The 24,976-nt window shown below is 42.2% G+C and carries 17 protein-coding genes; 4 read left to right on the top strand and 13 right to left on the bottom strand.

From position 1 onward, the window contains the following. Positions 1–69: 69 nt before the first annotated feature. Entirely contained in the window at positions 70–4,161 is a 4,092-nt protein-coding gene (locus MKX60_RS28980; RefSeq protein WP_341061683.1) for a choice-of-anchor I family protein, read from the bottom strand. A gap of 92 nt (positions 4,162–4,253) precedes the next feature. After that, the gene (locus tag MKX60_RS28975) at positions 4,254–4,712 is read right to left on the bottom strand and encodes a DUF2798 domain-containing protein (protein WP_341061682.1); all 459 of its coding nucleotides are present in this window, start codon (positions 4,710–4,712) and stop codon (positions 4,254–4,256) included. A gap of 137 nt (positions 4,713–4,849) precedes the next feature. Here MKX60_RS28975 and MKX60_RS28970 point away from each other — a divergent pair, with 137 nt between their 5' ends. Continuing rightward, complete coding sequence (locus MKX60_RS28970; protein WP_341061681.1) at positions 4,850–5,266, top strand: MarR family winged helix-turn-helix transcriptional regulator; 417 nt, start codon at positions 4,850–4,852, stop codon at positions 5,264–5,266. A gap of 73 nt (positions 5,267–5,339) precedes the next feature. Here MKX60_RS28970 and MKX60_RS28965 read toward each other — a convergent pair whose 3' ends face one another. The 5 genes from MKX60_RS28965 to MKX60_RS28945 all read right to left on the bottom strand — a co-directional run bounded on the left by MKX60_RS28965 (position 5,340) and on the right by MKX60_RS28945 (position 12,954). Continuing rightward, positions 5,340–7,277, bottom strand: a complete 1,938-nt coding sequence (locus tag MKX60_RS28965; RefSeq protein ID WP_341061680.1) for an FAD-binding protein — start codon at positions 7,275–7,277, stop codon at positions 5,340–5,342. Between the two features lie 203 nt (positions 7,278–7,480). Then, positions 7,481–8,293, bottom strand: a complete 813-nt coding sequence (locus tag MKX60_RS28960) for a MerR family transcriptional regulator (protein WP_341061679.1) — start codon at positions 8,291–8,293, stop codon at positions 7,481–7,483. Positions 8,294–8,406: 113 nt separating this feature from the next. Beyond that, the gene (locus MKX60_RS28955; protein ID WP_042186676.1) at positions 8,407–9,450 is read right to left on the bottom strand and encodes a YeiH family protein; all 1,044 of its coding nucleotides are present in this window, start codon (positions 9,448–9,450) and stop codon (positions 8,407–8,409) included. A gap of 580 nt (positions 9,451–10,030) precedes the next feature. Beyond that, a complete protein-coding gene (locus MKX60_RS28950; protein WP_076283257.1) occupies positions 10,031–12,010 on the bottom strand; it encodes an ATP-dependent DNA helicase in 1,980 nt (659 codons plus the stop codon). Positions 12,011–12,102: 92 nt separating this feature from the next. Next, entirely contained in the window at positions 12,103–12,954 is an 852-nt protein-coding gene (locus MKX60_RS28945) for an aldo/keto reductase (RefSeq protein ID WP_341061678.1), read from the bottom strand. Positions 12,955–13,151: 197 nt separating this feature from the next. On the opposite strand from MKX60_RS28945, the gene MKX60_RS28940 reads away from it, so the two are divergent. Then, the gene (locus MKX60_RS28940) at positions 13,152–14,045 is read left to right on the top strand and encodes an AraC family transcriptional regulator (RefSeq protein WP_341061677.1); all 894 of its coding nucleotides are present in this window, start codon (positions 13,152–13,154) and stop codon (positions 14,043–14,045) included. A 431-nt stretch (positions 14,046–14,476) separates the two neighbouring features. Here the strand turns inward: MKX60_RS28940 and MKX60_RS28935 are convergent, their stop codons facing one another. Next, positions 14,477–15,982, bottom strand: a complete 1,506-nt coding sequence (locus tag MKX60_RS28935) for an alpha/beta hydrolase family protein (RefSeq protein ID WP_341061676.1) — start codon at positions 15,980–15,982, stop codon at positions 14,477–14,479. Positions 15,983–16,202: 220 nt separating this feature from the next. Continuing rightward, on the bottom strand, positions 16,203–17,126 hold the full coding sequence (locus tag MKX60_RS28930; protein WP_341061675.1) for a ketopantoate reductase family protein: 924 nt from the start codon (positions 17,124–17,126) through the stop codon (positions 16,203–16,205). Positions 17,127–17,274: 148 nt separating this feature from the next. On the opposite strand from MKX60_RS28930, the gene MKX60_RS28925 reads away from it, so the two are divergent. After that, entirely contained in the window at positions 17,275–17,826 is a 552-nt protein-coding gene (locus MKX60_RS28925) for a TetR/AcrR family transcriptional regulator (protein ID WP_340968564.1), read from the top strand. Between the two features lie 422 nt (positions 17,827–18,248). Here the strand turns inward: MKX60_RS28925 and MKX60_RS28920 are convergent, their stop codons facing one another. Then, the gene (locus tag MKX60_RS28920; RefSeq protein WP_341061674.1) at positions 18,249–20,759 is read right to left on the bottom strand and encodes a DUF4855 domain-containing protein; all 2,511 of its coding nucleotides are present in this window, start codon (positions 20,757–20,759) and stop codon (positions 18,249–18,251) included. Between the two features lie 387 nt (positions 20,760–21,146). Here MKX60_RS28920 and MKX60_RS28915 point away from each other — a divergent pair, with 387 nt between their 5' ends. Then, positions 21,147–21,404: a hypothetical protein gene (locus tag MKX60_RS28915; protein ID WP_341061673.1), complete on the top strand. Its 258-nt coding sequence runs from the start codon at positions 21,147–21,149 to the stop codon at positions 21,402–21,404. 317 nt (positions 21,405–21,721) lie between these two features. Here the strand turns inward: MKX60_RS28915 and MKX60_RS28910 are convergent, their stop codons facing one another. From MKX60_RS28910 to MKX60_RS28900, 3 genes are read right to left on the bottom strand one after another with little or no spacing between them, the layout of a single operon-like run. Then, on the bottom strand, positions 21,722–22,678 hold the full coding sequence (locus MKX60_RS28910; protein WP_341061672.1) for a pectinesterase family protein: 957 nt from the start codon (positions 22,676–22,678) through the stop codon (positions 21,722–21,724). A gap of 27 nt (positions 22,679–22,705) precedes the next feature. After that, on the bottom strand, positions 22,706–23,596 hold the full coding sequence (locus tag MKX60_RS28905) for a dienelactone hydrolase family protein (protein ID WP_341061671.1): 891 nt from the start codon (positions 23,594–23,596) through the stop codon (positions 22,706–22,708). An 11-nt stretch (positions 23,597–23,607) separates the two neighbouring features. After that, complete coding sequence (locus MKX60_RS28900; RefSeq protein ID WP_341061670.1) at positions 23,608–24,969, bottom strand: glycoside hydrolase family 28 protein; 1,362 nt, start codon at positions 24,967–24,969, stop codon at positions 23,608–23,610. Positions 24,970–24,976: the final 7 nt, after the last annotated feature.

The raw sequence follows: 24,976 nt of genomic DNA, 5'->3' as shown, positions 1-24,976 counted from the left end.
AAACGCTCTCCTTTGCCCATCATGGCATTGGAGAGCGTTTTTATTATCATCAAAAAATATGATGATCGCTTATGATTGACTCAGCTTTAACAGCTTCGCTAACATTTGAGCTATTTCTTCACGAGTCGCTGTATCTTTTGGAGCAAAGTTAAGCCCCGTACTTTCTGCAACAGGCTTGCCTGAAATAATTCCTGCCTGCTGAGCAGCTGCGGCTGCTTCAAGAGCATAAGAGCTTATCGACTTCTGATCCGCAAAAGCTGAACTGTCGCCACTTACAGGCAATGTCCAGTTCATAGCTTTCGCTAATCGCACGATCATGACAGAGAGCTGCTCACGAGTTACATTTGCCCGAGGATTGAACTGTCCATCACTTACTCCGGTAACAATTTCCTTGCGATTAGCCCACGCTACCGCTGCCGCATAATAATCGTCAGCCTTAACATCTGTGAAGTTTCCTGCTCCTTCTGCGCCCAGATTAACACCAGCCAATCGTGCTAGGAGCAAGGTAACATCTGCTCTGGTTAGTTGACTCTTAGCTCCGAACTTACCTTCACCAATGCCGGTAATTACATCACGAGCTGCCAAATACGTAATAGAATCTTTAGCAAAGCTGCTGCCAATATCAGAGAAGCTCACTTTGTTGTACCCTACTGCATACGTGGAGAATTGTGAAGTTTGGAAATTCAGTTGTCCCTTTGCTGCGTTATAGCTACTGCCTGCTAGTACAACCGCTTGCCCCGCATTCGTCAAATCATAAGCTACGACTGCATTAGCATCTTCATTTGCTCCTAGTGTATACGGCACTGTTATTGTCGCAAAACCAGCACCTAGGTTAGAGAGACGCTGACTGCCAGCTGAAATCGCAAGGTTTATTACTGGACGACTGCCAACCACAGCTTGAGCTTTGCCTTTCCCATCCGTGTCCGTACTGCCGATGGACAGCTTAATGTCCTCACCCTTTGCTGCTGCGTGCACAGCCGAGAGTGCATTACGATCCAATGTTATCGTACTAGCTCCTGCTTCAACTACAACTGACTTTGCAGTACTACCTGTCAGTGCCGCAAAAGCACTCGATGGGAAGTTAAGTAGAACTTCACCTGAAGCTGCATCAACCTTAGAGCGGAATATCAACTGACCATTAGCATTATTCGCCAGAGACTTAAGTCCCTCTGTAACCATATCCAAAGTAACGGAGGCAACTAACTTACCTTCTGCATCCGCTGAAGCCTTAACCTCTACGATAATCTTATTACCTTCTGTGGTTACAGCTGGTGTTGTCGTCGCTTTAACTGGATCTTTAGTCGTTACCGTTGTACCAGGTCCCGGATTTGAAATCACCGGATCTGCTGCGGATACGGTCACAGTAGATTCAGCTACGCCATAACCATCTGCGCTATAGGCGGAGATAACAGCTGTTCCCTTTGCCAAGGGAGTGACCTTTCCGTTGTTATCAACGGAAGCAACACTTGGATTCGAAGAACTCCAAGTTACCACATTCGATCCACCCTCAGCAGGAACTACGCTAGCCTCAAGCGTTGCTGAAGCTTCGCTAACCTTCAATGACAAAGAAGTCCGATTCAGTGTTACCTTCGATACATTCAATTGATAAATGGCCACAGTACCACCAACTTCATTCGCTACGAGTACTAATGGCAATCCAGTCGGGCTTGATGTTGCCGAAATAAATTCGATACCTTCTGGACCAGTGTCCGTTTCAATGGTGTTCGCAGGTGTGAATTGACGTGTATTAATATAGTTCACAAAATTCGGTTCCTCTGGATTCGTCACATCATAAGTCATCAGACCACCGATTCGCTCAAGACCAATAAAGGCCAGCGCTTTTTGTCCAACCTTGCCTACCTTGACATACTCAGGCTCCGGTCCTTTTTTGGTACTACGGTTATCCATGGTCGTGTTACTGTTGCTTGCATTGAAATATTCTGGCAGGCGTTCTCCGGTAATCTTTTCAAAGTCGCTGCCACTATCGTAGACCTGTTCCATAGAATCTGCTTCCCAAATGGAAAATGAACGGCCACCGTACAAGTAAATTCCATCATTGCCCATGTCAGACATAACTTCTACACTATCATATTTATCTTTATTTTTATTCAGAAACTTAGCCGCATCTGATTCCGGATCTAATGAGCCCTTCATTTTTTTGACTGAGCTCACGTTCACTTTACTATCCCATTCCGTTGCGTCACCTTCGTTGGCCGTGAACAGATAAGTTTTACCTCCGACCGTGTACTGATCTATACCATCAGGCATATACGTACCGAAGAATGGAACATTTTCTAAATTCACTTTATTATCTTTTACCAGGTCCAGAGCATTGTTAGGAAGGCTTAAATCCTTGAAACCTAATCCTTTAACCCATAGAACCTGCTTGGAGGCAATATCGATGGCAGCAATAGCATTATTCTCTTGAAGCGCTACATAGGCAATGGTCTGGTCATCAGAAAGCACCACAAACTCCGGCTCCAGATCACGTATCGCTTCCCTTTTTTCACCTTTGCCCGTAATCTGTTTAGTTACCGGATCAGCTACTCCACGAATATGGACAAGATCGTCAATTACATCAGGGTTATCGAACTTCACCTGAATCGAAGTGTCCTTGAGCGTATCAATGATCGTTACACTACCTTCAGGATCACCGACATTCGTGCGTGGTTCAGCTTCGTCCGCTGTCAAAATGTAACGGCCATCATCGGTATACTTCACCATGTCCGGTTGTACTCCAGCTTCATAAGAAGCCAACAATTTACCATCATAATCGAGTACAAGAACCTTACCGTTCTTCATAGCATCTTCTTCTTGAATGGCTACAGCGATCCGTTTAGTAGCGTTGTTGATATCTACACTCGTCAGGTCTCCGTATGTAAATCCACCCACTTCGGATAGCTGTTCTACGTTAATACTATATTCTTTTTGCGGATTGGAAGGGTCCTTGAGATTCACAATATCGACTGTTGCAGGGTGAGATGAACCATTAACGAGGTAGAACTTGCCGTTATCACGGTTAAACTTCACGATCTCCGCCACGCCGCCATCTTTATTGGTCACGCCTACAGCGTATCCGCCGATCTTAGTTACACTAAGTAGATCTGGAGTCAAAGGTGCTGCGGCTTCCGCCACATTCAGTGGTACTATAGCTTCTGTCTTCTTCCGGGGTGTCGAACTGTCATACACTGCGATACTTACGGTGGCCGCCCCTACTTTCGTCGGAGTTCCACTAATATTCCCAGATGCTGCATCCAGTGATAGTCCGTCCGGTAAACCCGTAGCTTCAAAAGAATAAGGTTGTACTCCCCCATAAACGGACAATGTTACCGAATAAGGCGATCCGAGTTTTGCTTCTGAAAGATTCTGAGTTGCGATGCCAAGATCGCCTACATTTATTCCCCATTGTCCATCTGCGCTGTTATGCGGCTTTGCCAAGGCCAAAGCTGAAGCATCTAAGGAATCAAAGCTAATCTGTTTGAAATCTGCTTTATTGTTGTCTGAATCTACGAAAGCAACGCGTCGAACGGACTTTTGTTTAGAAGTACCTTCCGCTTTCCCCGTAGGATAGTCCGTCTCGTATCCATCTATCTTAGCATTATCATCATTTGCTGCTACACCAATCATGTCCACGTAACTACTTGACATTGTTTGAAATGGATTCACAACCTGCAACAAGTCTGTACTGCTTAGCAGAACAACCTTCATGCCTTTGTTATTAAAATACATCCCCGGCCAGGACTGATCGCCTTTGGCACTGATATCGTTTTTGTGATCCTTGTTGTTGGCATCATCGGTGATGAGATAAGAAGAATGAGCTTTAATGGTTCCGTTCAAATCTAACTTGCTCCATTGCCCAGCGAGCTTAGGATCCGAATATTGTACAGACCAACCTACTAAACTCACATCGGAATCAGTTGGGTTATATAATTCAATGTAACCTTTCGAGAAAAATCCACCTGATGCATCGGCAGTGTTACCCCCACCATAAACTTGATTAACAATAATATGAGGAATCTTCACATTGTATTGACCGTCTGCCGTATAAGGCGTACCTGATTGAACGGATGCAGCCACTGCTGGACCTGCCATCCAAGCGGAACCTAACAACATCTCAGCTGTAAGCATAAGAGAAACAATAGCTTTACCAGTGGGTTTCAAGTAGATTTTCACTCCTATTGATAGTTTCTATCAATATAGAGTAATAGTATTACCTAACCTGCAGATTTGCGTAATGGTGATGTAAACATTCTCTATGCAGTAGCAGGAGTAATTTTCACAAATATAAATCGTGTAAGAGGCCCGACTAATAGAATTTGCAGTGGAAGTGCAACAATGAAATTCTTACCTATCGCAGACAGATAAGCCATCGGTAGTGCTGAGGCGAACCCTACATGAAGAACTGCGCCATAGAAGGACATAAACAGCACCATTCCGGTCACCATAAAAAAGGAGATGAACATGATTTTTTTGATCATCGGATCATTCTCTTTTACCAGCTTATGTGCGATCCCTTTCGCAACTTTCCCTACAACAAAGACATCCAGAATAAATGCAACTACAAACGCAGGTACGTAGCCGATGATCACATCTTTAACTAACGTACCTGACCAGCCCTCCATCAGCGCTACATTGTAAATGCTCATTCCCAGCACCATCAAAGCACACATGATGAATGTAAATAATAATGCTTCTTTTTTGTTTCTTCCCATCTTCAAGCTCCTTTTATCTTTCAGTATTGTCAACCTGGATTACAATATCACAGCCATTCGAACTAAGTCAACCAAGTTGACAATGAATACAAATGACTTATACTTGGATTAATGAGCGATGATTTAGGAGTGTTCACATGGATAACCATCTGCACGAAATGAATCTTATTGATTTACTTAGTGAGAAACATCTAGCCCTACGTAAAATAGTGACTGACCAAGACCCGGACCAAATTAATAAGACTGAATCCCATATCCTAGCAGTTCTTGAAACACATGAAATACTCACGATCTCAGAAATCAGTAGAATTATTCATATTTCAAGACAGGGTACGCATAAAAGTATTCAAGGACTGTTATCCCGCAACTATGTAGAAGCCGTGGAGGTCAAAGGAAATCAACGTGACAAAAACATCATCCTTACCCAGAAGGGTATCGAATGCAATCAAAGAATGATGATCACCAAAATCGAATTAGAGCAAAGAATCGCTAACAAGCTTGGGGCAGCTAACGTAGAGCATCTCAAATCTTTGTTAAAAGAGGAATGGCTCTAAGCTCAAGCAAAAAAGACGCAGGGCTCCACCCTGCGTCTTTAAAAATCTTCAATTATTTTCCGGGAAATTGTCGTTAATTAGCTTTCAAAGCACTGTTTGCCGCGCTCTCCCCGCCAAGACGACCTGAGGTAAAGGAGTACCCAATACCAACGCCGTTTCCAACATAAGTATCGTTAAACAACACGCCTTCAGATTCAAGACCTACAGCAAACAATCCTTTCACTGGCGTCCGTTTATCATTCAGAACTTGGAACTTTGTATTTACTAGCAAGCCCCCAACAGAACCCAAGTTATTGATTTCAGCGATGATTGCATAATATGGACCTTCTTCACCCATAGGTTCTAAATACTCAGCAGCTTTACCAAATTCAGAGTCAACACCAGTTTTTGTCGCTTCTTTATAACTATTGTAATTTTCTACAAACACGTCAACATCCATTCCTGCATTCGTAGCTAATTCTTCAATCGTATTTCCTTCGAAGCCATCTCCGTTCTCCACCATCGAATCAAATACTTTCCCGACATTTGCCCAAGGGTTCTCAAGTGTAAATTGATCCGCAAATTCAGCATAGAATTCCGGTGGCATTCCTGGAAGACTTGGTGCATGAACACCGTTCATTCCTTTGGTCTGAAGTGCATCCAATTGGGATTTCGAGACAATAACCATATGATAGGGTCCATTAAATGCACTTGTGTTCGCTGCTGCAACCGAAGTTAGAGTCGCTGCTTCATCTCTGAATCTTGCGCCAGAAGTACCTACATTCATGAAATTCGGAAGATAAGTCAACATTAGTGGATAACTTGCTTCAAAAGGCTCATATTGTGCTTTTAGACCTTGTGTTGCTCTAGCTAATGTTTGGTGAAGCATTTGTCCACCGAAGTTGTCCGGTACCTTAGCTCCAGCTTCCCATGCCATTTCGAGACCTTCCCCTACGTTTTGTCCTAATCCACCGTTAACCCCTTCGAAACCAAAAGCCTCTTTAACCATCTCTTTATTTGCAGCATAACCACCCGTTGCCATTATGACACTCTTCGCTGAGATTTCTAGCGTTGTACCGTCTGCTTTCTCAGCGACTACTCCCGTAACTTCTCCAGCTTCATTCGTAATCAGCTTCTTGGCAGTCGTTTCTGTGATCACTTGTCCGCCATGTTGTTCAACCGATTCGGACAACATTTTCCGAAGGGTCTCTTCACGGGTTTCATAAGCCGGCAGCACATGTAGTTGTTCACCGAAGAAGTTCAGGAAGCTAGTTTTATATCCTTTTTCGGCTAACCAATCGTAAGTTTCACCGGATTTAGTAACATATTGTCTAATCGCTGCTGCATCCACTCTCCAGTGATTGTTGACAATCCAATCCGCAATTTCTTTTTCCACATTTACTTTTAGATTATTACTAGTAGCAGCAGAGGAGTTGTAGAACTTACCTGCCCAAGACAGATTACTTGCTCCCCCGATGACACCAGTTTTTTCTATAATAATAACCTTCGCACCTTTATCAGCTGCTGTAACCGCTGCAGATACACCGGATGCTCCAGCGCCCACTACAACAACGTCGGTTTCCAGTTTTTCTGTTTTCCCTTCACCGGCTTTTTTGACACCTCCAGCTTTGAGGACTTCTAGATTACCTCCACCTTTGGTTACGGCATCCTCTACAGCGGCAAGCATGGCTTCACTGGAAAGACTGGCACCACTAACAGCATCAACCGCCAAGGTTTGTCCTTCTAGAATTTGTTCTTTCATTTTTTCAAGTGCGCTATCGCCTAGGCCCCCTGTTTCCGATTGGCTTACAATCTTAATATCTTTAATTTTATCTGGCTCATCCATAGTTACTTCTACCTTAATAATTCCCTCTTTACCTTCCGCTTCCCCAGTGAACGTACCCGCTTTAAAGGACGATGACGACGAATTAGCCGACTCCCGATTTCCCGTACATCCGCTCAGCATGGAAACGATCAGCACCATACAAAAAGATAACATGAGCATTTTCTTGACGAAATTTCTGTTACGCATTCTGTTCTCCCCCAGTGTCTAAAATCTTATAACCTGAAACCGATAACGTGATAATTTTCACAAACTTAATTGTTAATCAACAACGTAATCCGACAGGCTATATACCGAAGTGTAAACCTTGGTGCAGCACCAAGGTCAATGTATACTTTTTGTCCAACTAGAAAAAAACACCCGCTCAAAGAGCAGATGTTTAATAATAGAAGCTATTGGATTGGGATATTCACTTCCAAATAAGATCTATTCTGGCCTTCGATTTTCTCAGTAAGCAATAATTTCCCGACCACATCTCCCGTTATGGCATAATGATTAGCCTCAATATAGTCGATCATGAACTGCAAAGAGTTCTTCGTGATATATTTTTCATCCGGACATAATATGGTAGCTGAGATACAATGACTTGGGCTAATATACTCTGCATATTCTTCGCTATCCATTTCGAATTTTTGCGCTTCTTCCTCTAGTAAGGTAAGGCCCCAGCTGTAATCAAAATTTTTGTTTTCGCTGACAAAGTTATCTGTATCTTCAATTCTAAAAGAATAAAATGCATAAGGAAGTAAATCCATCCAAGTGTTGACCAAACTTTTAACCATATCATTTTTTATTAATGCATTCTTATCCGTTTGCTTTAGTCTGTACATACCTGGCAGTTGTTTAAGTTTACACGTATATAAAGAGGACTCTAATCCCCTGAGTTCTTTATGAATTTCATTCATCTTATTAAGCAGCATCGTCTTCTGCTTGATCTCTTCTTCTAAATTCAACGCTGTTTCTTGCATCCTACCCATAACTTGCTTTAAAGAAGACTCCTTCATGAGGTTTGCCACTTCCGGTAATGGAATTCCCATACTTCTGTACCATCTACTCATAAGCAAATCTCTTGCATCTAAATCATTAAAATATCTGTAATTATTGCTGTTATCTTTAGTGGGTCTAACAATATCATGTTTCTCGTATAACCTCAGCGTATCCGCAGTCACACCGAGAATGGAAGCAAATTCCCCTATGCAATATTTCAACTGATGTCCCTCCATCCATATCATGCATACCCAGCCACATGAAATGATACACAGAAGGACCATTTTTAGATATGAAGTAGTTCATTTCTTACGATTCTAATGTATGCAAAAGATCACGCCAGACCAAACCAGTGAACTAATGTAAATCCAACTAAGGACAACAAGACCGAACCTATAAGCCCTGCTGCAAAAGACTTCATCCCCAGTCGTCTAAATGCCGCCAAGTCAACGTTTAAACCAAGTCCAGCCATCGCCATAGCGATTAGCATATAAGCTATCGTTACAATTCCATTTGCCACTGATGCTGATACGATCCCTAATGAATTCACACCACTGACGAGTAAGAAGCCTAGAATAAACCAAGGAATAGGAATGCTTTTCCATGAGGCTTTAGACTGTCCACCTTGCACTTTTCTTTCTGCACGATTGGTCCAAACCCCAATTAAGATAGCGACAGGAACGAGTAAGGCCACCCGAGTCAATTTGACGATAACCGCCATATCTACTGCTGCACTCCCACCTGCATCTGCTGCTGCAATGACGTGAGCAATTTCATGTAAGGTCGCTCCAGAGAAAACCCCATAGCCTAGATTCGATAAGCCTAGTAAAGGATACAAAAAAGTGTATAGCAACGTGAATATTGTACCTAAAATTGCAACTATCGCTGCGCCAATCGCAGTTTCGTCGTCTTTGGCTTTGATTTGTGGAGCAATCGCCACCACCGCTGCCGCACCGCAGATCGCTGTTCCACAGGCTGTTAAGATACTGAGTCGCTTATCAACCTTGAATAGTCGGGCAAGTCCGTATACAACAGAGATCGTAAATACGATCACAATCACAGCCAGTAGAAATACCCGTGGACCTGCAGCAACAATATCCATTAAATTCAACCGCATACCGAGCAGGATAATCCCTAGACGTAGCAGCTTTTTGCTGGAAAAATCAGTGCCATGGGTGATCGTACCCGGCACTCCAACTGTTGCCCGCCAAATAATTCCGATTAAGATAGCAATGACCAATTGGCCCATAATAGAGAGAAAAGGAAAGCCTGCTAAATATTTTGCGACTAATGCAATGATTAAGGTTAACCCAATGCCAAGTGCAAAACCAACTTGTTTCTTATTGTTCGATTGGTATAATCCCTGTGAATCCCCCATGTCGTGTACACCCCTTGTATGAATCTCTAGATGACGGAGGTATGTATTTCCCTTCCCCCATGAATCAACAATAATACGCCATGGCTCGAAAGTTAAATACCAATATACTATCCGTAAGATTAGTATTCCTTATGCTTGAATCCATGCAAAAACTCATTTATGTACATGAGCGCCATTTCATTATTAAATGTTATTCGCTCTCCCCATCTGCGACTGACAATGATCCGGCATACACTTATCCAATCCATGACCGAATTAGTGAATTCCTGCTAAAGTACATCAAATGTTCTGATATCCTCTTTCACATCGGTAAATACTGCAAAAATACAGCAATCCCCCCGCTTATCACTTGAAAATGAATTCTGACGCAAGTATTACTGCAGATCCGCATGAATAAGTCGGTTAGCGATTGCTTATATCAATAAAAGATGTATTTTTGCAGGTTTATCCTCTACCCGTCATCTCAATTAGCTACTTTATTTCCTCACATTCACACAAAAAAACTCCTTCGAGAAGGAGAATACCGAAGCATCCACCTCTCCAAAAGAGCAATTGTGTTCCTATATTAATTTTTTTAAATTTACACTTCAAGCTTCTGGAGCTTAGTTCCCTTCGGGAGTACAGAAGTTATATACTCGTGAACGGGATGTTGTCCTTCAGCTTCCGCAAGTACCGTCACAATTCCTTGGTCCGTACCCGTTCTGATCAGACGTCCCATTCCTTGTTTAAGTCTTAGCAGCATGTAAGGTAAATCCACATCTTCAAAAGGATTGGAAGTCTCCGCACGTTTTGCCATAAATACAGGGTCAAGCGGAGGATAAGGTAGCGACCAAATGATCACATTAGATAGTGAAGGTCCTGGTATATCTAATCCTTCCCACAGTGTCACCGCACAAAGCACACTATGCTCATCCCGCTGAAAAGCTGAGATCAGATAGCTGATCTCTTGATCCCCCTCATAGAGGAAAGAATACTTGCTGGATTCTGCTCTCTGCGAGCTGAGCTGCTTGAACTGCAGAAGTTCTTCTCGAGTACGGAATAACAACAGGGCTCTTCCTTCTGTCTGCTGGATAAGCTTCAGGGAGATCTTCATTTTCTCAGCAAAATCACCGCTCTGAAGCTCAGGTACATAGATATTCATCTGGTGCTCATAATCATAAGGTGAGTCTACAGAGAAAGACAGGAAGTCGTGTATCCCAAGACTATCCTTCAAGTATTGGAATGATTTATCCACGGATAATGTAGCCGAAGAGAATACGATTGGCATTTTTTGCGTGAATAAGCTGTCTTGAAGTACTTCTTTAACATTACGCGGCATGACCGACAGCGTTAAGCCATCGCTATCTTCTGTCGCCCAGCAGATTAATGCACCTGAATCCTCAAACAACCTCAATGCGATCTCTATGGTCTCCAAACGTTCTTCCACAATCCGCAATTGATATTCATCAATCGTGTACAGTCCACTTTCGAATACTAATTCTTCTTCAATAGCGGCAATTACACTACGCATGCGATGCACCTCACGGATTAGCGATGCATTTAGCTCAATGCTTTTTCGATCCGATCCAGGAATGGTGCGGCATTGACGACGAATGTGTTTAAACATTTGCTCACTTTGCATAATCGCTTCATCGATAAGAACAGCAAGCGTTTCACGAATCTCATTCTGTAACAGACGAGAGATTAGTTCTTCAAAGACAACATGCTTCATTTTATAGCCTAACGCCTTCATGGCGGCAGATTCTAACAAATGCCCTTCGTCAAACACAACTGCACAATGCTCTGGAAGCAGAGGAATTTGACCCTCTCGTTTACGCGCTTCATAAGTCCAGACATGCTCCATGTAATAATCGTGGGAACAAATGATCAGGTCGCTTGATTTCCGGTAATGATCACGGGACAACGTTTGTCCACAGCGATGACGCATATCACAAGTAAAACAATCCTGAAACGTATCCCAGTTGATCTTATTCCATTGTTCATCATTCAGATCTGGATAATCCCTACGGTCGCCATAGGCATGGAACTGCTGCATCGGTGCATGAGAATGTACAAAATCAGGTAAAGTACCATATAAACTCTCCAGCGGCAAGCTCCCATCATCATTGTTGCGAGCATGATCCAGCTTTTTCAGACACATATATTTATCTGGAGATTTCGCTAGTCTGGCATCAATATTCATATTCAGATGCTTCGCAAGCTTGGCAATATCACCCTCTGGCTTCACCAACTGCTCAATCAAGGACTCGTCCGCACAAGCGATAATCGCAGGTTTACCCATATACCGCGCATAACAAATGCTATATAACAAATACACTAAAGTCTTACCCGTACCGACCCCTGCCTCAGCAAAAATCGTCTTCTTCTCAGCAAAAGCTCGCTCCACCTGAAACGCCATGTAAATCTGTTCATCACGAACTTCAAATCCTGCCTCAGGAAGAATTTCATAGAATACATCGCCGACCCATTCCCCTACTTGCTCCATAAAAGGTCTGGTCCGATCATATTCAAAAGGATACTGTGTCGCCAACAAGCCTACCTCCAATATTTGATCAGGCATATCACGTTATGCCATGAAAAATAGAATCAACGGAAAAACTCTATTATCTCATAAGATTGGAGTAATTACAAAGTAGTTCATTTGAAAATATGTTAGATATCGAGTTTACGAGTACCAATCCATTTCACCATTTCAGGATCCCGATGTGAAAAGAACAAACTCTGATTCGTATCTAACGTAGCAATGGATGCCATATCCTCTTGGCTTAATTCAAAATCAAAGATATTGAAGTTTTCGATAATTCTTTCTTTACGAACTGACTTCGGAATCACAACGATTTCTCTTTGTGTGAGCCACCGTAAAATCACCTGAGCCACGGATTTATTATACTTTTCAGCTATGGATACCAGTAACTCATTCTGGAACAAATTATTTTTCCCTTCAGCAAAAGGTGCCCATGACTCGATTTGAACATTATTTTCAGTCATAAATTCCGCATTTTCGATTTGCTGGTTGAAAGGATGCGTTTCAACCTGATTTACAGTTGGGACTACTTCATTATGAAGAATTAAATCAATCAAACGATCCTCATGAAAATTACTAACGCCGATAGCACGGATCTTGCCCTCACGATATAATTCCTCCATAGCTCGCCATGAGCCAAACACATCGCCAAATGGCTGATGAATTAAATACAAGTCCAAATGATCAAGCTGTAATCGGTTCAGTGATTGTTGAAATGCTTTCTTTGTGCGCTCATAACCCGTATCTTGAACCCAAAGCTTTGTAGTGATAAATAATTCCTCTCTTGCCACGCCACTCCGTTTAATCGCCCTGCCAACTGCTTCTTCATTTAGATAAGAGGCGGCAGTATCAATCAGGCGATAACCTGCCATAATAGCGTCATAAACGCTTTGCTCACATTCATTTGCATCTTGAATCTGATAAACACCAAAACCGAGTATAGGCATTTCAACATTATTGTTCAAAACTACTTTTTGCATAATATTACCCTCCAAGTTTTCAATGATTAAGTGTAAATCCTCTTTCTGTTTGCATATCCTTATTATGTACCTGATGACAAAGCGACCGTTATCCCATTCTTGCCAAATGTTTGCCTAATCCTCTCACTAACACTTATGTAAGGGATGAATATAGACTATAATCAGACTATAAAGAGATAACGAAATGAGAGGATCAAATGCCTGAAATAATCACTAAACAGCAGAATGAACTCGTAAAAATCATTGACCATTACACAGAAAAAGATGGTGTTCACCAAACGGCTATTCCCTCTTTATTTTTCATGCGTGACTCGAATGCGTCCATACCAAAGCATGGAGTTTACAAACCTTCCTTATGTTTGGTGGTACAAGGGGCTAAGGAGGTATGGCTGGCACAGGAGCGTTTTAGATACACCCCCTCCGATTACCTCATTGCATCCGTTCACCTGCCAGTTACCGCCCAAGTCACTGAAGCCACTTCCGATGTTCCATACTTAGGGTTCAAGCTTGAATTTACACCAAGTCAAATTTTAGAGGTTTTACAGGAATCTGAAGTTCGAGTTTACGCTAAAGAAAATCCTAAGCGAGCTATGTTTGTTAGCCAGATGGAGTCTTCCTTAATGGATGCGGTCCTACGGTTAGCTCGTTTGTTAGATCAGCCTAAAGACATTCCAGTGTTAGCTCCATTATTTACAAAAGAGATTCTTTATCGGGTGCTACAAGGGCAAAATGGGATTGCATTGGAGCATATTGTAATGGAAGGAAGCTCAACTCATCTAATCAAAGATGTTATTGAACATATCATGAATAACTATGCTAGTTCTTTTAAGATTGAGGAGCTTGCCGAAATAGCGAATATGAGTGTTTCTTCGTTTCATCGGTACTTTAAAGAAGTAACTGCAATGAGCCCTATTCAGTTCCAAAAACATCTGAGACTTCAGGAAGCCCGCCGGTTATTACTAACCGAGTCAGCAGATGCCACCGATGTGGCATTTCGAGTAGGCTATGAAAGTCCTTCGCAATTTAGCCGTGAGTATTCCCGCATGTTTGGTTTTCCTCCTAAACAGGATGTAAAGCGTCTGAAGGCATAACACGTTTAGATAAAACCTAATCTTAAATAGTAACTGACCCAAATAAGGGCGAGCATAGCTAACTGTAAGAAACGATAACTTAGTAAGACTAGTAGGCAGCCGGTCATCACGACAGCCAGATGCCGCAAGCTTGCAGGTCGATCAATACCTCGTAGGGTGCCAATAACGGAACTTCCGTCGTTGCGACTCTGAAATTCTGCGGTCCAAAGACTCTAATTTGTTTCATATACCCTCCGTTCAATAGCAACAAGCTTGACGAGTCTGTGAGTCGGATCTTCAAGCAAATTAGGATTAACAGAACACTGCTTAAAGCGAATGGGAACATCATTCTTCTTAGACAAAATAAAAACTCCCCTTCAAGTAACGGTTATTAATTAAACCCTTGTCTACTTGAAGAGGAGCTTATCAAAATCGGTAGCCTGTTACGTAATTTATAATAGTGAGGTTACGAACTTCACCTCCGGAAAGCCGCTATTCGGTCCTTTCATTAAGATTCCGCCTTTATTTTTCAGATACATATCGAAGAAATCAAGCATATAGGCATTAATAACGGAGTTTGCTCTTTCGGGAGCAATCTTTCCGGTAACGCCCAGTATTTTGAATATCGGAGTAATGAACTGTACGTCGGTGAAATTCAAATGCTCCGTATTTTCGATATAGAGAACCTGTCCCCCTTCGTCGACTGTCTGGCGCATCCGTTCAAGTTCTAACTTTTTATCTTCCGTTACTTTATCCTCCCACTCTCTTGTTGAGCCCATACGGTTAAGCTCTGAATCCGTGTAGACCCGGTTATCCATCACCATTTTTAATTTTTCAAATTCGCTTTCCGAGTGGATGAACAAAAACGGCTTACGCAGACCCTCTCTTTCACGCAAACGATAAAGCCCTCCATCAAAGTCTATTCCAACCGCGATTCGCGGATCGTAAGAGGCGTCATAGGCCGTCGCTCCGCCGATGGAATGACCGAACACACCGACATTACCGAGATCAATTCTCCCTTTTAGATGACTTGGAATCTTCCCCGATTGGATGAGCTCGAATTGGTCCAGCACAAACGCCACATCGTCGGTTAAAACTTTACCCAACTTGTCGCGATTACCTCTTTCCGTGTGGTAATCATGGTCAGGCGAGAATAAATCGTTAGTTGTGCTGGTCGTGATTCGACCGTCTGGAAACTTGGTTGCAAATGTATTGTAGGTGTGGTCAATCACTGCCACGATATATCCGTGACTCGCGAGATATTCAGCTTGCGCCGTGTGGAGGAACCTGGAAGAGCCGAAGCCGGGATTCGCAAGGATCAGTGGGTATGAAGTCTGTGCAGAAGAGACTTCAGCCCCCGAATAAGCATGACTGGATACGTACTTTAGGTGTTGTAAAGTAAACCCGGGAAGGCCATAGTTCGTAGCCATATAACGTAAAATCTGGGTATCTGGAATAAAGGGAGCGTACTTGCCAGTGCCATCTTGAGCCGGATACCATACCTGAACCATCAATTCTCTCTTGCCTGTCGCGGTTTTGCTAAATGTTTCCTCCCGGTTTTGGTCTATGAAATGAAAGATTTTCGTGCCTACCTGCAACTCGCCGGTTGGCGCCGGAAAGTCGAATACAGGAAACACATATAGGAAGCACCCCGTTACGATTAGCCCAATCACGATAAAAAGGCGGCCCAGCACCCTACGAATTCGCGAGGCAGTCCGAGCGACTTTCCGCTTTATGAAAACGTCTATAAGCGAAAGCATAAGCATCAGGATCGTAAATCCGTATAAAAATACAAGCTGAACCCTGTATCCTTCGACAAGCAAATGTATCACTAAAAAAATGGAGCCTGCTCCGCTTGTCAGGAGCAAAGCAGATCTTCGAATACGTTGATTTAAAATGAACAGGAGTGCCAAAAAACTAACATTTGAAAAGAATAACAGCATTTCAAAAAACCTCACGACCAACTCCCCCTTAAAAATAATCCTATCAATGGGTTAGTATAGAGGAGCTGCTAGGTTGATGCCATTGATCTAGATGACAATTCATTGATCTAGATGACATTTACCTAACACTTTTGTAAGGTTTCGTGACGATGGCGCAGTGCAATATGCTGTTATGTAGGGGAAAGAAAAGCCCCCTCCGCCGCATGTCATGCCCAAGGGATATTGACAAATTTAATTACTGAACATGTATTTCTGATTTGATATCATGTTGACTTAAAAATTTCATTAAATCATTACTCAGCTGCACAATCTCATTGTTAGCATTATTCGCATAATCCGGCAACATCATATCCCTAACCATTTTAGTTCGTAGCCATCTCATAAAGAAAAGGTCCAAAAATAAGTTTGGAAATTTAAGCACCATTTTAAGCATTGGAGGATCAATTGAAACGCCAGCTTTTTGTATTGCCCTTAGATACGCTTTTAAAGTGAATGTTATTTTACGTGCCGTCTTTCTAGTTCTGGCTGTTTTTTTGTCAATGATCTTATTCTCAGAATGCAAAAAGCTCAACATGGCAATGTCTGATACGGAATGTGTGATTAGATACGCTTGCATATCTTTTTTAATAACGTAGGGAAGCTTTGCAGTTTTAAATAATTTTGCAAGGTTTTCTATGCGCTCTGTCACTACACCATTAATTTCTCCAAATGCAGTTGCCGCTATAAACTTTGGTAGAAATCGAGCATGCAATACTCCATCTTTAATCTGTCCGCCGAAGCCGGGAAAAGCTGGTAAAAGTCTATCCCCTACGATATCCAGCCACGAAGAAAATCCAATTGAATTACTAGTCATCGTAACTATATTTTTGCTTTGATTATCTTTTAGCGCTAACAACGCTGCTTCGGACCGATCATAACGAACGGTAACGAAAATAAAATCGTATACATCGTCATTTTCGAGCGTATCAATGACATTCACTTGTATCGATCTAACTGTACCTTTTTCTATATACTGCAGGCCATTTTCTCTTAATGATTTATATCTATTCGAATGTGCAAACAAGCTAACGTCAAACCCAGCTTCAATAAGCTTAATTGCGTACATGCTCCCGATGACACCTGCACCAAAAATTAAAATTCTATCTTGTTTTGCTGACATATAAACCACCCCTACTTATTAATATTCCCTTTTGATTATCCGACAACATGTTGTATGATGTGATTATAAATCTTCATTATTCCTTGATCAACCATCAGTTTTTTATGATTTGTCGGATGATATTCTTATTCGCTAGTAGGAGGGAAACATGAAAAAGCAACCCCAAATAACGGAGAAAACAAAACAAAAGTTTGTAGAAGTTTTTTGTGAGTTATATAGCCAAAAGCCGATTGAGAAAATTTCGATTCAGGAAATTTCGAATAAGTCAGGATATAACCGCAGCACCTTTTATCAATACTTTACTGATATTTACGAATTGTTAGACTCTGTTGAAAATGACCTATTGAATGAAATGAAAAAAGAATTGGCAAATAAAGAGCTATCGATGGATACGGTTCAAGATACGCTCTATTGTCTGGATAAAAAAGAACATCTCCTGGTTCTCAATGCCCTTTTGGGTGATTATGGAAGTGCCCGTTTTTTAAAACGCTTAAAAAAAGAAATCACTTTGGATCAATTAGAATTAAACGTTCCGCAAAACCAATCCTTAACGCCATACTTCATTGAGTTTTACCTGACAACTGCCCTTTCTTTATTTCGTCTTTGGCTCCAGCGTCAAAAGGATTTATCGTCAGAAGAATTTTTCAAGTTAGTAGAGAACCTATATTCAAAAGGGATTACACCCTATTTTAAAGAATGAGTCTGTCATTCAAAATAAATCCATATGTTGTATAACAATAAAAAAGCGCGCATAGGCTTGTTTACACAATATACTCCATAAAGACTGACCTACTCTTAATGGTCCGCATTCTGTAAATACAGACTTCTGCAAGTTTTTCTTCAGAGAAATTGCCTCTATTTGTGATACGGTTCACCGCGCTGTCTGTAACGGCAAGTTTTTGAGCCATCCTTTGTGGGAGTGTCATATTTTTCCAAATACGTAGTCCCGCCGACACGTGCCCACCAGCAAATCCGGTCAACTAATAGCCGAGATATTGGATATATTCCGCCTGACATGTGATGGGGTCCAAGCTAAACAAGCCCGGCACAGTGTTTCGTGCATGGGCTTGTTTTGTTATTTGGGATGAGAACCCCATATTAGGCTTTACGTATGCTAATGGATCAGCTGCCATAAACTTCGAACTCATAAAGAGAATACCAGTCGCCTGTGCCTCGATCTGTCGCATGCATCCTTATATACCTTGCATTTACCGGTTCAAAGTAGATATCGTCTATACCACCGTCTCCATTCGTTGTCATGTATATATCCGTCCAGTTGGTTGCATCGTTCGACACCTGAATCTTATAGCCCTTAGCATGAGCATACTCCCAGTTGAGTTTGACATTGTTGACGCGGGTTTCCTGTCCGAGGTCTACATAGATCCATTGCGGATTTGAATACAGGCTGGCCCATCTTGTCGTTACATTACCATCCACCGCTTTATCGGCCGTTAATGTGGATGTCTCGTTGGAAGAGGATGTTGCCGATTTGTTTAAAGCTAGATTCGGTTTGCCATAAACCTGGAATTCATATAAGGAATAACCATAGAAGGAGTAAGCTCTTTGGGTTCCGTACATTCTTACATACCTTGCATTTACGGCAGTAAAGAATATATCGTCAATCCCCCCGTCTCCATTCGTTGTCGTATACACATCCATCCAGTTGACAGTGTCATTCGATACTTGAATCTTGTAGCCTTTGCCATAGGCAAGCTCCCAATTCAATATAACTCGATTTATGTTATAAGCCTGCCCAAGGTCGATCGTAATCCATTGCGGGTCTGCAAACTGACTGGCCCATCTTGTCGTCACGTTACCGTCAACCGCATTATTCGGAGAAAGAGCTACCTCTTGATTGGAAGATGACGTAGCTGTATTATTTAACGCCAAATTTGTTGTAGTAGCGGATCCGACGCTGTCTCCATATACTTGAAACTCATAAATAGAGTAACCATAGCTCGTGCCCCTCTCTGTTGCGTGCATTCTCACGTATCTTGCCGTTGTAGGCACAAAGCCTATATCGTCTACACCTCCGTTGCCTGTCGTTGTCGAATACACATCGGTCCAATTGACCGCATCATTCGATACTTGAATTTTGTAGCTCTTGCCGTAAGCATACTCCCAGTTAAGTTTAACGCGTTTGATGTTATTAGCTTGCCCGAGATCGACGTAAATCCACTCTGTACTTGAATACTGTTGGCTTGACCACCGTGTACCCGGCAAATTGTCAACAGCTTTAGCAGCGGATAGAGAAGAACTTTGGTTGGATGAGGCTACTGCCGATTTACCGCTTGCAAGATTAACTGGAATGGTATACGTTCCTTTAACAAATTTGTAGATATCTTCATACATCTGTCTCCCGTCATAAACTCCGTTTACACCGTTGTTATTCTTGTTTTTATACAAGTTGTATATCCCAAAAATATCTTGATACCAACCCTTGACCGCTCCCGTCATGTATCCGTATTCTACGCCGGCCTTTAAGTAATTATCGAATCTGTTTTTAAAATCGGGGTCGAACATCGCTCTTTCGTCAAACTCCATTTCGATGCCCTTATTATATGTTTGAGCTTGGGCCGATACATTCGTCATTCTCGAATAATCAGTCTCCGGAACGAAATAGTGATTGGGCTGCTGGATGCTAAAATCGATTGCATAATTATTCCGGTTGTTGCTTTGTCCGGCACCAAAGTATGGAATCCAGGCAAGTTTCAGACCAAGCGTATGAAGATAGTTACCAGAGTTATTAATTGCATTTACTTCACCCGGATTGCCGGGATCAATATCTTCATGGAACCAGTAGAAGCCTTTTAATTCAAGGTTGCTGTATTGGGCTTGATTCCATCTGCTTAATACGGTGTCGATATACCATTTGGTTACCTTCGTCATATTGCTAGGCATCGAATTCAGATTTTCGCTGATTCCGTCGTTATCGACATCTCCGAAATTGGTGATTTCGCTATTAGGATAAGGCAGCATAATATATACTTTGGATTTGTAATTTGTTAGGTTTAGTGTGGTTGCAACTTGCTGGGTTGCTTGGTTGAGGGCATCGAGCTGTTGATTAGAGGTGAAAATGCGGTTTATATACCATTCCCAATCCGCCTTATAGGTCCACTTGGCAGGGTCCGCTGTATCACCAAAATCTCTATAGTCAGATGTGTTGATTCCTAGAAATAGAAATGAATCGAAAAAGGTGTCATCCATCACATTATTACTGTTGTAGTGCGCAACATAGGGCAAAAGCGTATTCTTGTCATACGTGCCGATTTCTCTTCCCTCGTATGTCGTTCGTCCACCGTAATATCCAGTATAAAGCAAGGCCATGTTCTTCACATTCCCAGATGCCGCGGTATTTGGTGGGAAATATCCTGTTGCAGCAGCAGCGGCAAGCGGCTGTTCTAAGTTAGACTGGGGTTGTTGCTCGAGATCAGGATCGGACTTTTCTTGTTGTCCCTGCTGATTAGGAACTTCAAGTAAAGGCTGTTGATCCTCCTGCCCCTGCGAAATCTTCGGCGACCTATCCCCTTCTCCCTTCACTACTGATGGTTGAACAGAAAAAACAATCGATAAGATTAACACAAATGATAACAGCAAGGAACTTCGTCTTGGATACCTCTGACTTCGCTTCATCTTTCATCCCCATTTCTTAGGTTTAAATGAATTTTAACAAGTCTGGTACATGGTCTTGATCCGAGTGTCCATTTTATCCAAGCTCCAAACGGCCCCTTTACGACTAATTCTATGAGGCAATTTTATGCTTGAAAATAGATATCTGTTTACTTTCATATACACCTTTTTACAAATCAAAAAATGAACCGATGCACCTTTCTCTTGTTTCTTCGAAATGTGACCTACGCACATATATTCAAACCCATACGCCGCAAGGAATTCCAAAAAAAACTTGCCCTTATTTGTGGTACGGTTCTCCGAGATTGATCTTAAACCTCCTACCCATTAGCTTAATGAACCACTCCATTTATTAACAATTATATTGCATATTCCACAAAGAAAAATCTAATGCCATTTTTTTGCGCTATTTTAATCAAATCGGAGCTAACTTTAGAGGAATTAAATAATTTTTATTCAAAGTATCGCGAGAATGAGTGGAGCTACGTAGTTGAAAAGCAAGTGAGTAATAACATTACCTTTATTGAACATCGTGATTTGAAATTCAAAGCATTGAAAGCAGAGGAACAACTAATCAGCTATTATATTGTTTATACTTGGGGCAGTAGTGACTATCCATTAAGTGACCTTGGTATACAAGTGCATTAACACTCAAAGCTAGCAAAATATTTTTTTAGTATTAAACAAAAGGTGGGAAGAAGAAATGCATTGGAAAAAGTATTTTATTCTATTGCTACCAACGATATTAATTGGGCTATTTTTATTTTACATTCTTCCAGCAATCCAGAGACCTTATGTTTTAATAGTTCCTATGGTATTTTGGTTGATCTATTACTTTTGGATATATATTGAAAGAAAACAAAAGAATAAATGATAAAGCGCTCATTCATTAAAAAACGGCAGCCTAGGACTTTATCTCACTCGTCCATGACTGCCTCTCTTTTATAAACTAATCAATTACAGTATTACTTCCAAAAGTCCGTCCCAGCAAAAACAAACGCTTTATCCAGCGCTTCTCCCCCATCCTCATAGCAATCCGCCCAGGGAACACGTTGCTTTCGTACATTAGCAGCATCCTTCACGCCATATTCCTGATAACCTACGGTTAGCTCATTGGCGGCATTATTCCAGTTATCCCAGCCCAAAGGATGAATATGCGAACCCATCTTGCAACCCACAAATACTGTCTTAGCGTGCTCGCGCCAAGGGCGTCCTAGATACACCGGAGCAATATCACGCACTGCTGTTAAGAAGCAATTTTTAAAAATAAAACCATGTGACTGTCCCTCGGGTGTCGAAGCTGCTGTTATATACCCTGCTTGATTCTCGCTATGACGCAAGCTTCGGATCTCACATTGATCGAAATAAGCCGTTGCACCGCCAAAAATAAAATCAACCGTTCCTTCTATATAACAATGCTGATACAACTGGCGATAATGGATATGATGATCTCTCAGTGGAATGCCTCCGAATGCCCCTCGCTCTCGTGGAGCAGGCGGCAAAGGTCCTGTAAATAACGTGTCTTGATGCCCTTTAAAGGTACAATGTCTGAACACAGTTCGGTCACAATGCGCATAAACGGCTACCGCCTGACCAATATGTTCTCCCTGCCCAGCACTATTAGAAATCACCAGGTTCTCTAAGACCAGGTCGGTACCTCCCAGAAATAACGTTGGTGTAGCAAACGTATTGATTTCTTCACCCGCTTCATCACGCTCTTTGGCATAATGATTCATGGTTATTTCCACGAGGCCAATCCCTATAATCGTTAAATAAGAGCGATAAATCCTAACTGTCTCATTATAGATGCCTGACAAAATATAAAGCGTATCTGCTTGGCCCGATGGCTCGCACTCTAGCGAATCTATCGCCTCTTGAATCGTGTGATAGTCACAAAAGGATTCTTTGCCTACTACTAGCATCGTTGGTTCAGTTCCCTTCTATGGATTTTAGAGATGCTTCGCCAAAAATTGCTGCCATAGAGTCCGCATTTCCAAGGTCTCCATATGCCCACCACTAGAAATGACAGGTTGCCAATGTTCTGATTTCCCTGCCGTTTGATAAGCTTCGGACAGCCCCCTATCCAAGAGTGCTACTCCTTCAGTGGGACATAGCCGATCATTTCTGCCTACTAGGCTCATTCGCGGGCGGGGAACGATCCGCTTTTGAATATCGAGCGTTGTGAAATGCTTCAATAACCCGGGCACATAAGAATAGTAACCATGGTGATCTAGTCCTCTTACAGCAATTAGGGTATGTGCATCTACTTGACCACAAATATCGACAATCACCCCGACTCGTTCGTCTAATGCAGCCAGCCACCATGCCATCAAACCACCCATGGACATACCGATTGTTGCGATTCGTGACGTATCAATATCCTCACGTTGGCACATGTAATCTAGCATACGAATATTGTCATATAGCATCATGCCCCACATGACCTGCCCCTGCCACAGCATTTCCTTCACTAACTCACTCTCAGTTCTGCCACCACGCTCATTAAATCCCCACATGTCGATACAGCAAGCAGCGTAACCCATCTCTGTTAAGACTTTAGCAAAAGAGGGCTGTTGCAAATAGGAACTACTCCGAACAAACTCGTTACGTCCATTCGCGTAATTCCCTCCATGAGAATGATTAAAGACAACTAGTGGAAACGGCCCTTCCTTATCCAAAGGGATTGCTACATAAGCAGGCACTTGTTCAATTCCATTAAGATCCAGTAAAAGAGATTTCAGACTATATCCGTCCCGCTCCTCTTGGTTCATCACAGTTACGGCAATCGGCTTATCCAACGGAAGATCGCCCAACAGTTCCTTCAGTTTATCACGATCCATGGTTCCCTCCCTTACGGACACACATTCTGTTCTGTGGGCGAAACTGTAACTTGTTCTACTAGTTTTTCAGGCTTGCTCGTGTTCTTCGAATGACAATTCATGATCTCTATCGCTTCGCCATTTTCAATATAAAAAGCAGGCCCTTCATGATTCTCGATGCTCACCTGATGAAATTGCACATCCCTTGCATTGCCCAGAAAAAATCCGCGATTGTTCATGTTCTCGATCCCTGTCATCATATCCGGATGCCCGGGAACTGCATTGCGTGCCATGGAGATATCAATATTTGTAAAAGTAATCTCCGATACATACTGCTCTGCAAGTCCATATAAGAATCCCGCAGATGCATGTACATTACGTGCGGTAATATTGGCGAAATGAATTCGTCTAAAGCATGGCGTTTCATCTGTAATCGGATAAGGGTTTTTGTCCCACACATACTTCTCTTTCCCGCGAGGTCCACAGAAATAGTATAGATTTAGTGTGAACGGACAAATGACGTCTTCCATTACAATATTACTGATCCGAATATCTTCAATCGTCCCTCCTCGTCCACGTCTTGATTTCATTCGTATGCCACGATCGGTTTGTTTGAATACACAGTTACTAATGGTTACATTACGAATATCTCCGCTCATTTCACTTCCGAGTACAACTCCCCCATGTCCATGAACCATGGTACAATTGGTGATCGTAATATTCTCGCATGGAATGCGCTCTTTCGTATCTTCAGTTCCCGCTTTGATAGCAATGCAGTCATCACCTACATCAATATTACAGTTACTAATCCGAACATTCGTACAAGATTCTGGATTAATACCATCTGTATTCGGAGAATCAGCCGGGTTATTAATGGACAGATTATCAATCGTCACATTGTAGCAGCCCACAGGATTAACGGTCCAGCTTGGAGAATTCACTAGCGAGACATCCTTAATCGTTACCCGCTGACAGCTATCAAATCCAATCAAAGTCGGACGGGGGTACTTGAGCTCTTCCCGACGATTCCGAAATACATCCCACCATGCTTTGCCATTACCATTAATAGTTCCGCTTCCGGTAATCGATATATTGACTAAACCTTTGCCATGAATACAAGGCGTATGAACCTGCTGCTTCACCCCTTCCCATCTGCATTCCACCGCAGGGTAATTCACCGGATTCGTACTGAATGAAAGGATCGCTCCTGGATTTAAATTTAATTCAATATTGCTTTTCATAACAATCGCACCCGTAAAGTAAGTTCCCGCTGGCACATAAACGGTTCCTCCACCAGCCTCACTTGCCGCTTCAATCGCACGCGAAATCGCTTCTGTCGCTAACATCCCGCTATTCTTAAGCGCTCCAAAATCCTCAATATTATATACGGACATTTTATAG

The sequence above is a fragment of the Paenibacillus sp. FSL R5-0914 genome (genome assembly GCF_038004525.1).
Taxonomy (GTDB): Bacteria; Bacillota; Bacilli; order Paenibacillales; family Paenibacillaceae; genus Paenibacillus_AQ.
Note: the sequence above shows the minus strand (reverse complement) of the source record. Positions and strands in the feature narration are given on the sequence as shown.